This window comes from Chloroflexus sp. (assembly GCF_034431535.1).
Lineage (GTDB): Bacteria > Chloroflexota > Chloroflexia > Chloroflexales > Chloroflexaceae > Chloroflexus.
Map to the genome: position 1 here is coordinate 34177 of NZ_DAOUDC010000035.1, position 13277 is coordinate 47453.

The window sequence follows — 13277 nt, forward strand, 5'->3', positions numbered from 1 at the left end:
TACAACTGTGGATGTCGTTAGCCAGCTTTTGACCGGCTTTGTCAATGCCTTGACCCCACAATATCTGGTATTGGCTGCGATTGGCGTCACCATCGGGACGGCAGTCGGTGTGTTGCCGGGGATCGGGCCTGCGTTGACGGTGGCGTTACTGTTGCCGGTTACCTACAATTTTGATCCAACCGGCGCGTTAATTATGTTCGCCGGGATTTATTACGGTGGCATGTATGGTGGGTCAACTACGTCGATTCTGCTCAATACGCCGGGTGAGTCGGCGTCGGTTGCGACGACCTTCGAGGGTTTTGCGATGGCAAAGGCCGGACGAGCAGGTGCCGCATTAGCGACAGCGGCAATCGGTTCGTTTGTGGCCGGTACCCTCTCTACCATCCTCCTAACCTTTGCGGCTCCGGCGTTGGCTCGGGTTGCGTTGCTCTTCCAGCCGGCCGATTATTTTGCACTGACCGTTTTGGCTTTCGTGAGTGTGACGGCGCTGGTCGGTTCGTCGATTATTCGCGGCATGATGAGCCTCTTCATCGGTCTCTTTTTCGGGCTGATCGGAATTGATGTCCTCTCCGGGCAGGTTCGGTTTACGTTTGGGATCGTCGAGCTGCTCGATGGCATCGACGTTGTGGTGGTGGCGGTTGGCCTGTTTGCCGTCGGTGAGGCGCTGTACGTCGCTTCCCAACTGCGCCATACGCAAACCGAAGTGCTGGGCGTGCGTTCGTCGGTGGGAATGACCCGGGAAGAGTGGCGGCGGTCGTGGCCGGCATGGTTGCGCGGTGCGCTGATCGGCTTTCCGCTTGGTGCCTTACCCGCCGGTGGAGCCGAAATTCCGACCTTTCTCAGCTACACGCTGGAGAAACGGCTCTCGAAGCATAAAGATGAGTGGGGCCGGGGCGCTATCGAGGGGGTGGCCGGGCCAGAAGCGGCAAATAATGCTGCATTTTCCGGAGTGTTGGTGCCGTTGTTGACCCTCGGTTTGCCTACGTCAGCCACTGCTGCCATTCTGCTGGCTGCGTTTCAAATCTACAATCTTCAGCCAGGGCCGCTCTTGTTTCAAAAAGCGCCTGATTTGGTGTGGACGCTGATTGCCAGTCTGTATATCGGCAATGTCATGCTCCTGATCCTCAATTTGCCGCTGATCCGGATTTGGGTCAAGATTTTGACTATTCCACGCCCTCTTTTGTACAGCGGGATTCTCGTCTTCGGTACCCTAGGCGTTTACAGTATGGCCAACAGCTTTGTTGATGTCGTCATCATGTACGTGATCGGTGTCATCGGCTTTTGGATGCGCCGGTTTCGGATTCCGGTCGGGCCGGCGATCTTAGGCCTGATTTTGCTGCCGTTGGCCGAAGCCCAGTTCCGCCGCGCCTTGGCGATTAGTCAAGGCGACCTCAGCATCTTTGTCACCCGCCCGTTGGCGTTGAGCTTGTTGTTGGCCGCTGTGGCCGCGCTTGTCCTCCCCTACGTACCATTTCTCATCAACCGCTTGAACGGTAAGTAGCCGTCTGGTCGGTTGGTATTTGGGCGTGGTGATGAGGATTGAACAAATGTCGGAAAGCAGCACATACCGTCGGTACCCATATCCCGATCCAATCTGTATGCTCCCACCTGATTGTCTGCTCTACGTTGCTATCAGCAGATCGGATAACGATCTGCTACCTCTCGTGTGGTGTCAGGATCATCACATCTCTTCTAAAAATCCTGTGGTTAAGCGATCTAAAGTTCACATTTGTGATACACCTTCCTGCTACAATAGACATGGTATCGTTAGACATGATCGTCTTGTGGTTGGTCGCGGCGTAAATCTGAATGATGGAGCACAAGCCTATGACCACTTCCCACCCAACCGATCCGGTTGCCACAGCTGTGCACGTGTTGCAGGCGTGGGTGGCTGCTGCTGTTGGCGAAAACATAACCGCCTCGCCCGATCTGATCGCAACCGCGTGGCAGATCGCCGGTCAGTCGCCACAGGCGCAGTGGCCACCGTTGCCGGATCACCTGGCGACCGTCTTCACCCGATTGGTCGGCCAAGCACCGCCGTTGGCTTGGCAACTACCGACGCCCTTGCGGTGTGACCCCAACGCGCTCTTTCCGACGGAGCAACCGGCTACGCCTACGGCTGCGCTACGCGATGGCCTACGTACCGGGCTTGCTACAGCAGCACAGGCTACCGAGCCGGTCACTCGCCTCGAGCTGCTTCTGAACACACTGCAACGTTACGGATCGGCGTGGCCGTCACCGTTGGCGGCAGTGTCACTCTACGATCTTGCGCGGCTGCATGCAGCCGTCGCGGCAGCGTTGACCGGTGATGCGCAGCAGCAGATCTGTCTGCTCGGTGGTGATCTGTCCGGTTTGCAAGAGTTTCTCTACAGTATTCCGGCGGAAGGCGCGGCACGTCAGTTGCGTGGACGTTCACTCTATTTACAGTTGCTCACCGATGCCTGTGCGCAGTGGGTCTTGCGCGAGAGCGGGATGCCGCTCTGTAATCTGCTGTATGCCGGTGGTGGTCGGTTCTACGTCGTGCTGCCGGGACGTTTCGCCAATGAGGTGTTAGCTTGGCGGCGCGAATTGGGGCAGGTGCTGCTCGAACACCATCGTGGTGCGCTCTATGTGGCGCTCGGTGCAACTGCGCCGTTTAGCCCCGATCAGTACGGTGAGCACACATGGCACGAGTTGACACGCACGATTGACACCGACAAGCGACGACGGTTTGCCGCATTGGACGACGCATCGTTTGCCCGTATTTTCCAACCGCGCCCACCACGCCCGCCGCGTAGTGATGGCAAAGAAGCTCCTGACCCGTTCGGCGAGTCATTAGCCGATTTGGGACGGCAACTGACCCGCGCTGCTGTGCTGTTGGTCGTTCCCCAGGCGTCGGCAGTGTCCGGCGCAACATGGCGCAGTGTGGTGAGCAAATTGGGGGTGAATTACGAACTGACAGAACAGGTTCGCTTGCCGGTCGCCAAGCGGCGTGCATTGGCATTGACCGACGAGGTGGTGCCGCCCGAACCGGCGCAAGCGATTTTGATCGGTCAGCGTTATTTGGTGGCCGAAGCCTACCGCTTGCGCGATACCGATCTGTCACGTTACCGTGAGCTTGATCCGAAGCAAGCCGAAGAACTACGTCCCGGTGATGTTGCCCCGTTCAATTTGTTGGCCGACCAGAGCGAAGGCATTCGCCGGATTGCCGTCTTGCGGATGGACGTGGATAACCTTGGTGATTTGTTCGGGCGCGGGTTACAGCGCCCCACCGGTTTGGCCGGTTTAGCGGTGACTGCTGCGCTCAGTAGTGCACTGAGTCGCTTTTTTGAAGGTTGGGTTGGCGAACTCTGTCGGCAGGTTAACGAACGAAGCCAGGGTCAGGGTGGGATCTATGCTGTCTACAGCGGTGGTGATGATCTGTTTCTGGTCGGGTCGTGGCACGTGTTACCCGAACTAGCCCGTACCATTCATGCCGACTTTATCCGCTATGCCGGTGGTGCGGTGACGGTCTCAGCCGGAATTACTTTGCATCAGGCCGGCTACCCACTCTATCAGGCGGCAGAAGATGCCGGCAATGCGTTGGATGCGGCCAAGTCCTACGAACATCCTGATGGGCGGAGCAAGGATGCGATTACGTTTTTGGGGCAGACGTTGAGCTGGGCGGAGTTTGAACGGGCTGCCACCCTGAAAGATGAGCTAATAGATTTGATTGCAAATGGTGCGCCGCGCAGCTTGCTCATGACAATCCAAGCGCTGGCCGCCCGTGCCCGCCAGCGGTTTAATCGGGGCGGTCAGGTGCAGCTTCTCGTCGGGCCGTGGGTGTGGCAGGGTGCTTACCAACTGACCCGCCTCGCCGAACGGTCGGGTGACCTACGTCCGCGGATTGAAGCTCTGCGCGAGCAGTTACTCAGCAGTAAAGGGATTGCATCCCGCACCATCATTCCCGCCGGATTAGCGGCGCGGTGGGCACAATTGCTGCTCCGCGGGCCTGATGGACGGCGGTGAGGCCGGGGAAGTTACAGGTGGTGTGTCACTAGGAACAGCAAAGGAGGTCGTGCATGATGAATCGTTCGTCGTCGGGTGGGAAGCACGAGCAGGAACAAATCAACTCGATCAATCAGCAACATTTGAAAAAAATCATTGGTGGCGATTCTCCCGATGCAATCGAGTTGCTGATTGAAGAAGCCGATCGGCTGGGCAAAGCATTACAGAAAGATTTGACCACCTCGCAGATTCGCAACATTTTTGGTGAGGTACGCTCGATTGAGCAAGAGGTGCGGGTTGGTACCGAGAAGCTACCGCTTTCCGTTCAGCGCCGTTTACTCATGCTCAAACCAAAGATGGCGTATCAGGTCGGACGCTTCACCAACAATCGAGGGTTGAAGGCTTTGGTCGAGACGCTCTCGACGGCCATTGACCTGGTTGGTGATGATGTCGGACGGTTTCACACGTTTGTCGATCTGTTCGAGGCTATTCTCGCGTACCACCGTTTCTACGGCGGTCGCGCCAATTAGTGATGAGGAGGTCTCAGCCATGACACGCTCGGTTACTCTCCACGGTCGCATCATCTTTCGCGCCAACATCGAACTCCTAACCGGTCTCCATATCGGTGGCGCTGCCGGTGGGCTTGAGATCGGCGGGTTGGATAAACCCGTGATCCGCAACCCACGCACCAATCAGCCCTACATTCCCGGTTCATCGCTGAAGGGCAAGCTGCGCTCATTGTTGGAAAAGGTCTACGGCGCACCGCAAACGTTTCGCGTCAATGAAGGGGTCTACGTGCATGTGCCGACCAACAAAGACGAGTATCAGCGCTATCGCCCGATTGCCGGCGTGTTCGGAACGTTGCCCAACCATAAAGATTTGACCATCAGTGTACCAACCCGCCTGGCGATGCGCGATGTACCGTTGACCGAAGAATCAGAACAGGAGTTGCGTCAGTTGCGCACCGATCTACCCTACACCGAAGTGAAATGGGAGGCAGCGATTGACCGGGTGACATCGGCGGCAGCACCGCGCCAAATTGAGCGTGTCCCGGCGGGAGCGGTCTTTGGCCCGGCAGAGGCAGTCTATAGTGTCTACGTCGGTAATGATGAGAAGGTGAGCGAGGTGGTGGCGCTGTTCGGTACGTTACTCGAAGCGTTTACCTATCTGGAAGAGGATTATCTGGGCGGCATGGGATCGCGGGGCAACGGCCAAATTCGCTTGTGTAACGTAACGATCTTGGCGCGTCGGTTGCAGGCCGGCAGCGTCAGCGAGCCACAAACCGTGGAGCAGGCCGCTTCGCTGCGTGAGCTGGATTGTGAACAGGTGGTCAAGCGCTTACAGGAAATCTTTGCGGAGTAAGCGTATGCCAACCTTTACCGTCTATCGGCTTGTCCCTCCGCACAGCACCGCAACTCTCGCCTTCCACTTCGGGCGGCAGGGGATTGGGTTGGAAGAGACGAGCGAGACGCTCGCTTCCGATTCGCTGTTCGCCGCGCTGGTGGTGCAAGCGGCGCTGAGTATGGCCGAGGTTGGCGATGATGGCGCGCCGGCGTGGGTGCGACCGTTTATGCACGGTGAGCCGCCATTGCGCCATAGTTCGCTGCTGCCGGTCATCGGTGAGCTACCACTGCTACCACGCCCGCTGTTGCCGTTGCGCCTCGCCGAAACGGCCACGGTGCAGGCGAAGCAGTTGAAGAAACTGCGTTATCTTTCGCCAGAGTTGTTTGCTGCCGCCTGTCGTGGTGAGGCATTGCCGGCGACAATTATCGCACTCCAACAAGGCAAAGTCTGGCTGACCGAAGCCGAAGCGCGCCGCTTGCCGACGCCGTGGCGTCCGGCTGCTAATGAAAGTGACGAGGCGTGGCGCAAACGACTGAAAGTTACCCCGCTCTGGCAGATCGAAGCAACCCCACACGTGACGCTTGATCGGCTTAGTGCAGCGTCGGCGTATTACGAAGTGGGTCGGGTCGTCTTTGCATCGGCGGTGGGACTGCACGTACTGGTCGCGTTTCACGATCCCGCTGCTCAACCCGTCTTTGAGCAATTGCTAACTCTGCTCGGTGAGAGCGGCTTGGGTGGTAAGCGTAGCAGCGGCTACGGTGCATTTGCCTGGCAGCGCAGTGTACCGCTGACCCTTGAGCTACCCGGTCCGCATCGTCACGCCGTCTTGCTCTCGCGCTACCTGCCGACGCCCGACGAGCTGGCGTTGGTTCGCAATCCGCGCTCGACCTATCAGTTGGTCTCCAGCAGCGGTTGGTTTCTGGCCACCAACGGCGTGACCTACCGACGCCAAACGGTCATGATGGTGAGTGAGGGATCGGTGTTGGCGATCAGCGACGGCCAACTTCCCCGCGGTCACATCATCGATGTACGGCCTGACAACACGGTAACGCATCCGATTTATCGGAGCGGCATGGCGTTGGCCGTACCGGTGCCGGAAGCAGCATTCGAGAGCTGAGGCGCGCGTCTGCCCACGACAACCATCGTTGTCGGTACGCTAGAGAGGAATCCTATGCCTGCACCCAATCGCGTGTATCGCTTGCAGATCGAAACGCTCAGCCCACTCTGTATCTTGAGTGGCGAGCGCTTGTATGAGGAGGTCGATTTTTACATCGATAAGGACAACAAGACCACCTATGTCATCAATAGCAATGCCGCGCTCGACCTGGCGTTACAACGTTGGGTCAGTCAGCAGCTTCTACCTGAACAGCAGCGCGCTAAGTTGATGGAGCGTCAGGAAAAGGTAGAACGGCGCAAACAGCAAAATATTAACGATATTAAGCGGTTTGAACAATCGCCGCCGCGTGATCCACGCAAGGCCGAGCGTGAAAAACAACGGCTGTTGACCGAGGCGAATAAGATCAAAGCAGAACTCGAAAAATTGCGCGCCGAATGGGCACAGTTTGAAGCTACCGGCGGTCAGGGGCCGGCGGTACCACCGGAATTGTTGGCTAACAGCGGTGTAAGCGATCTTCTGAAGAGCAAACTGCTGACCACTACCGATTTCACCACCGACTCACCGATTGTCCGCTATAGCTACACCGGCATGCCCGAAGTCAAAACCGGACGGAGTGAGATTCTGGCCTGTGTCAAAGATGTAGCCGACCGCCTCTATGTACCCGGTTCTTCGCTCAAAGGCGCGTTGCGCACCATCTTGGCGTGGGCCTTAGCACCGACCCGCGCAGCACAGCAACTGCTGACCTTCGCCAATACGCGCGACAAGCGTAAAGCTGCCGATCAGATCGAGCAGGCAATCTTCCACGGACACCAACAGCAAGCCGGGAAGCGGGTGAGCCACGCACTTCTGCTCGACGTCCTGCGCACCGTGCACATTGGAGATAGCCGACTGCTTGATCAAGCCCCGGCGCTCTTACAGGTCCGCGTTTTTCCCCAAGGATCACCGATCACGGTTGAGGCCATCCCTGAGGGAGTGACCCTCACGGCGGTGATGCAGATCGAGCAGTTCCCATTCCAGAGCAACATCGCTCGTCAGATCATCGATTTTGGTGATTGGGCGACATACCTGCAACCGGCGCAGATCGCTGCGTGGGGACGACAGCGGGCAAGAGCCTTGATCGAGCGCGAGCAACGCTACTTCAATGGCCGCACTGACGCAGCCAACCTCAGCCGGTTCTACGCCGACCTCAGATCGCGCCTCGATCAGCTTACCGATACGAATGCCTTCCTTGCCCCAATCGGCTGGGGTGCCGGCTGGCAATCAAAGACCCTCGCCGACCGCCTACGCGATACCTCTCAACGTGAAGAAGCGTTTGTGCAGGCGGTGAGAACATTCAAAATGAAACTCAACCGTTCAGAACGCTTCCGCGCCGGTGATGCCTTTCCGGCTACGCGCAAAGTGATCGTGCGTAACCGACAACCATGGTTGCCGTTGGGATGGGTGTGTATCACCATTGGCAACTAACAAGGAGCAGTGCAATGACCATCTTGATTCTGTGCAACATCGGAAATAGTGACCTGATCGCCGACGGTCAACGGCCTTCCCGTCCGCGACCCGAAGGGAAGCAGCTTTGGGATGAGTTCACCGCACATCAGTTTGAGTTACCGATCATCACGCCGTGCTTGCAGTACATTCACAATCGGTATCCCGATCAACCGGCGCGCCTGATCTGCTTTTACACCGACCAGCCCGAACGTCCGCAAACGACCCGACCGGATCGCTTTGGCGTGAGTCTGCGTGATAAAGACACGATCTGGTTTGCCCACATTGTTTCCCGTTTGGTGCGTGAGCAGTTTGCCGACTGGATCGTCGAGGCTCGCCCGGAGCGGATTGAAGGTGCGCGGGAGGCGGATCTCAACCCAAGTATCTACGATGAGGTGTTTGAAGTCTATGCCGGTCTGGTAGCGCGGCATAACAAGCCGGAAGTAAGCACCTGTTACGTACTCACCGCCGGTGGGATTCCCGCCTGCAACTTTGCCCTCCAACTCCAAGCTAGCATCGCCTTCGCCGAGCGTTGTCGGTTTATCTACCCACCGGAAGGGAGGCACGTTACCGAGCTACGTATCGGTGAGAAGCTACAAGAATCGTTTCAGCGCGTCAATGTAATGGAGGCGCTCAAACGCCGCAATTTTCCGGCGGCCTTGCTCAGTGTGCGTAGCACGAAGATGTCGGAGGCGGTCATCCATCTGCTGGAGTATGCCGTTTATCGCGAAGCCTTCGATTTTAACCGTGCGCGGGATGCGATTGAATTGGCAGAACTGCGGGCGAGTGGTGAGTTGCGCGATCTCTGCGCTACGTTACACTATGATCTGCTGCCCTTGATCAACAATAAAGACTCGGCGGCACTCCTCCGCGAGGTGGCCTATAGTGCCGAGATTGCTGCCCACAACGGGCGCTACGCTGATATGCTGGGCCGTATCTTCCGGTTTCAAGAGGGAGTGCTGCGGTTTGTGGTCGAACGCTACCTCGGTTTACCGACCGATATGAGCAAAGCAGTACGTGAGGCGAACCTGGCCTCCTATCTTGCTCAGATCGACGGCAATCCCCATCTCCACCAATACCTTGAACAGAAGACGATTGATAATCAGCCATTACGCTATCGTGACGGGCCAAACCGTCCGGTGATGCAGGCAATGCTTGAGTTCATCATCAACGGCGGCTTGCGTACCGATGGTACACCGTTTGCCGGCAAAAAAGAGCGTGAGCGCCTCGCCGGCGTCAAAGCGCGCCTTGACCAGCTTGATCGTCTGGCCGAGTTGCGTAATCAGAGCGTGATAGCCCACGGCTTTGCCGGCGTTTCGCAAGGTACGATCAAAGAAGTGTACGAAGGGGGTGTAGACAAGATTATTGACGATCTCCGCCGTGTACTCTATCTGTTAGACATTCAATCGCCCCAATCCCAATCACCGTTTGAGCTGATTGCCGATAAAGTCGGTAGAGAGTTGCAGCGCGGGGTGTAAAGTGATGGAAGCACTTTTAGTTTGCAACGTGGGAAATCGTGATCTCGATTGCCCAACCTTACCGAAACAAACGAGCGAACGGCAATGGGCGCAAGCTGCGTTGGCGCAGTACGATAAGCTGCGGACAACGTTTCAGTTACGCATCATCGCCAAAGCCTTGCGCTATCTGGCCGAACGAAGCGTGACACTAGTGCGGGTAGTGCTGATCGCCTCCAATCAACCGGTTTCCGTCGGCGAGAAGTTTTATCAAAGTGATACCGTGTATACTGCGCAGATCATTGCCCGCTTGCTTGCCGATGGCTTGACCCCCTACCCGCCGGTTGATCCGGCACGCATCGAGACGTGGATCATCCAAGATGAGCACGGGATCGGCTGTGACCCATCGGATTATAATCTGACCTTGCGCTTTCTCGAACGGCGGTTGTTGAAATTGGCCGCCGAATATCCGAATCACACAGCGTTTTTCGAAGTTACCGGGGGAACACCGGCAATGACCACCGGTCTGCTGATTGCCGGGACTGAAGCTTTCGGCGGGCGTACCGAAGTGCTGTCGATCCACCCCACCCAACCGACACCCATCGCCCTCAACACCGGTCGGCGTCTCTTGGCCGCCCCACTTCGTGCGACACTCCGTTCTAACACCGAAACCTACGCCTACAAGGCTGCCGCCAAAACCTTTCTCGAACAAGAATCGATTATCACCGACCGGCTCGACCCGGCAGCAGCGAGTCTCATTGCGCCGCTGCTGGCCTACGCCCATTACCGCTTCAACTTCGATTTTGACAACGCGCGCCGGGCGCTTGACAAGGCTCGCCCGAGTGGGGGGTGGGTGGATGCCATAGATCGGTTACGGGCCGAGGTTAGCAATCCCGACCGCCGCATGCGGTTGGCCGAGGTGGTCCACGCGGCGGCAGCTCGCTACGAGATCGGTCTCTACGCCGATTTCTTGACCCAAGTGGTACGCTTTGAAGAAAATCTGCTACGTTTCCTTTGCTTGCAGCACGGGGTACGATTCCGCAGTCGCCAATATACCATCGACGATGACGGTCCCTACCTCGACCGCGCCTGGCTGCAACAACAGCCGTTCACCCTCAGCCGAGATCGCGATCCGAGTCGTGATCTACCCGTCGACCGTTCGGTGCTCCGCGAACTCATCGGTCGTTTGTCCGACCTTACCGATCCCCGTCGGCGGCAACTGCTCAACGACATTGATCGGCTTGGGGAGTTGGTCAAGCGGCGCAACGAATTGACCCATAACCTGGCCGGGGTGCAAAAAGTTGGGTTGGCCCGCGCCTTTGCCGGCCAAACGGCCCCCTCGACCGCTGCCGACGATATTGTGCCACATTTGCAACGGCTCTATGAGCAGGTGTGTAACCGGCCACTGCCACCATCTCCCTACCAACATATCAACCGCCTCTTGGAGCAACTGCTGCGGTCGTGAGCCATACAGACCAAGAAGATACGCTGCTACAAGCCGTATACAATAGTTACAGAGCTGTGGTACCTTAACAATTGAATCACTACTGCACAGCTCGCGAGGTACAGTATGCCGCAAGCTATGGTCTTCACACTACGTCCGGCCAAAGCGGGACAGACACCCGGTAATCTGAGCCGGGCCACCCACGCTGCCGTGCTCCGGCTCATTCAGCGCGCCGATCCCCAACTTGCTGCGCGCATCCACGACGATGATGGGCGTAAACCGTTTACCGTCTCGAACGTCTGGGGGTTAGGTGGTGGTTCTTCGGTGCTCGTCGATCCTGAACGCGACTATCACTTACGGGTCACGCTCCTCAGTACCGAACTTGAACAGATGGCTGCCGAATGGACGCCAACACAGATCGGCATGCTCGAACTTGACGGTCAGCCGTGGCGGGTTATTGCGCGGGCCAATACGGCTGCTGAGCATCCGTGGGCCAACCGAGCCGACTACCGGGAACTCGCCGCACCGCTGCTCCATCGCCCTGATCAATTGCCCGCCACGTGGACACTCGAATTCGCCACACCGGTCACTTTTCGGCAGCGCGGTATGACGATGCCGCTGCCGCTGCCCGATCTCGTATTCGGCAGCCTCCTCGAACAGTGGAACGCCTCGGCAGACCTGGCTCTGCCTGACGAAGTACGCCGTTATGCAACCGAATGTCTGGCGATTAGTCGTTTCGACCTCCGCAGTGCTGCTGTACCGACGAGTGGTGGTGCGTTGCAAATCGGCGCAGTGGGGCGATGCACCTATCGGGCAATGACCGGAGATCGGTATTGGCGTGCATGCATCGCGGTGCTTGCGACATTCGCCTTTTACAGCGGCGTTGGCGCCGGTACCACACGGGGGTTTGGTCAAACACGACTCGTCCCGGCTCATCGCCCCAACCTAGACCAACGACCCGACAATGGCGACACTGTACGTGATTGAACAAGGCGCCGAAATCGGCTGCGATGGTGAACGGATCGAAGTGCGTCGGGGGACTGAGATCATCGGGAGCGTACCGTTGGTCAAGCTCGACGACATCGTCATCTTTGGCAACGTCGGCATCAGCACCCCGGCGATGAAACGGCTGCTCGACCGCGGCATTGAAGTCACCTTCATGACGGTCGATGGACGTTATCAGGGTCGCCTCGTTGGGCAGGTCACGGCTCATGTTGCACTGCGCCAGGCGCAATACGCTTGTGCCGCCGATCCGGCACGTGCACTCACCCTTGCCCAACGCTTCGTCGAGGGCAAACTACGCAACCAACGCGCACTCCTCCAACGCTTCAGCCGCAACCGTGCCGAACCACCGCCTGAAGCGCTAGCGGCGGCCAACGATCTTGAGGCCTACATCAAGCGGATCAAACGAACCACCAAAATCAGCTCACTGCTAGGGGTCGAAGGGAGTGCAACGGCGCGCTACTTTGCCGGAGTACGCAGCCTCATCGGGTCGGAGTGGTCATTCAGCGGACGCCAACGGCGCCCGCCACCCGACCCCGTCAATCTGCTGCTCTCGCTCGGCTATACCCTCTTAGTGCACAAAGTGCTGGGGGCGGTACAAGCAGCCGGGTTCGATCCCTACCTTGGCTTTCTGCACAGCCTTGACTACGGTCGTCCATCGTTAGCGCTCGATCTCATGGAAGAATTTCGGCCCATTCTCGTCGACTCGCTCGTCGTGCGGGTATGCAACGATGGGCGGATTCGACCCGAACACTTCCAACCGGGTGAAGGTGAACGACCGATCATCATCACCGACGAAGGTAAACGCGCCTTTCTCACCGCCTTTGAAGAACGGCTACGCACCGAAGCCACTCATCCCGAAGGAGCCGATAGTGGTCCGGGCAGAGTACCGTACACTCGCTGTATCGTTTTACAGGCGAGACGGCTCGCACGGGTCGTGCGTCAACAGACTGATAGCTACGAACCATTTGCCGTCCGATAAGAAAGGCAGGAGCAGTCAGATGCTCTATCTCATCAGCTACGACATTAGCGTTGATCAGCGACGGCTCAAAATAGCTAAACTTCTCGAAGGGTACGGCCAGCGCGTCTTGGAGAGTGTCTTTGAATGCGACCTCGAGGTGGATGCCTACCGCCGGCTCAGACAGAAACTCAGCCGGCTCATTGACGTAGCTGAAGGCGACCGACTACGTATCTACCAACTCTGCGGCATGTGTCGACGCAACGTCGAGATCATTGGAGAAGGGCCACCGCTAGAGACGAGTCATGAGGTGTACATCTTCTGAGCGGCGCGGGATCGCAGCAGAAAGCGAAAAATCCCGGCAACACCCGATGATGATCACCGAAAACGCTTGACAACGAGCGGAACATCAGCGGCCACCGCGCGAATTGTGCTCTGGAGAGCATTGCCAAGCGGCAGATGATGTGGTATCTTCAAAACACCAAAATCCCCGTGAGGGGATTGAAACTG

At 57.7% G+C, this 13277-nt stretch carries 11 protein-coding genes; all 11 read left to right on the top strand.

The genetic code is table 11. The features are described from left to right. The first annotated feature begins 7 nt into the window (after window positions 1-7). The 11 genes from U9R61_RS09245 (at window position 8) to cas2 (ending at window position 13092) form a co-directional block, all read left to right on the top strand. On the top strand, window positions 8-1501 hold the full coding sequence (locus U9R61_RS09245; protein ID WP_322488525.1) for a tripartite tricarboxylate transporter permease: 1494 nt from the start codon (window positions 8-10) through the stop codon (window positions 1499-1501). Between the two features lie 326 nt (window positions 1502-1827). Continuing rightward, entirely contained in the window at window positions 1828-3987 is a 2160-nt protein-coding gene (gene cas10 / locus U9R61_RS09250; RefSeq protein WP_322488526.1) for a type III-A CRISPR-associated protein Cas10/Csm1, read from the top strand. Between the two features lie 56 nt (window positions 3988-4043). Then, a complete protein-coding gene (csm2, locus tag U9R61_RS09255) occupies window positions 4044-4496 on the top strand; it encodes a type III-A CRISPR-associated protein Csm2 (RefSeq protein ID WP_322488527.1) in 453 nt (150 codons plus the stop codon). 19 nt (window positions 4497-4515) lie between these two features. Then, entirely contained in the window at window positions 4516-5328 is an 813-nt protein-coding gene (csm3, locus tag U9R61_RS09260; RefSeq protein ID WP_322488528.1) for a type III-A CRISPR-associated RAMP protein Csm3, read from the top strand. A gap of 4 nt (window positions 5329-5332) precedes the next feature. After that, window positions 5333-6427, top strand: coding sequence for a type III-A CRISPR-associated RAMP protein Csm4 (gene csm4, locus U9R61_RS09265; RefSeq protein WP_322488529.1), 1095 nt, complete (start codon window positions 5333-5335; stop codon window positions 6425-6427). 54 nt (window positions 6428-6481) lie between these two features. Continuing rightward, on the top strand, window positions 6482-7891 hold the full coding sequence (csm5, locus tag U9R61_RS09270) for a type III-A CRISPR-associated RAMP protein Csm5 (RefSeq protein WP_322488530.1): 1410 nt from the start codon (window positions 6482-6484) through the stop codon (window positions 7889-7891). A gap of 14 nt (window positions 7892-7905) precedes the next feature. Next, the gene (locus U9R61_RS09275; protein ID WP_322488531.1) at window positions 7906-9387 is read left to right on the top strand and encodes a hypothetical protein; all 1482 of its coding nucleotides are present in this window, start codon (window positions 7906-7908) and stop codon (window positions 9385-9387) included. 4 nt (window positions 9388-9391) lie between these two features. Continuing rightward, entirely contained in the window at window positions 9392-10828 is a 1437-nt protein-coding gene (locus tag U9R61_RS09280; protein ID WP_322488532.1) for a hypothetical protein, read from the top strand. A gap of 105 nt (window positions 10829-10933) precedes the next feature. Then, a complete protein-coding gene (cas6, locus tag U9R61_RS09285; protein WP_322488533.1) occupies window positions 10934-11794 on the top strand; it encodes a CRISPR-associated endoribonuclease Cas6 in 861 nt (286 codons plus the stop codon). Next, window positions 11772-12791: a CRISPR-associated endonuclease Cas1 gene (gene cas1 / locus U9R61_RS09290; protein WP_322488534.1), complete on the top strand. Its 1020-nt coding sequence runs from the start codon at window positions 11772-11774 to the stop codon at window positions 12789-12791. The genes cas6 and cas1 overlap by 23 nt, the downstream gene beginning before the upstream one ends. A gap of 19 nt (window positions 12792-12810) precedes the next feature. Beyond that, window positions 12811-13092 (top strand): CRISPR-associated endonuclease Cas2, encoded by a 282-nt coding sequence (gene cas2, locus U9R61_RS09295; protein WP_322488535.1) that lies wholly within the window; start codon window positions 12811-12813, stop codon window positions 13090-13092. The last annotated feature ends 185 nt before the right edge of the window (window positions 13093-13277 follow it).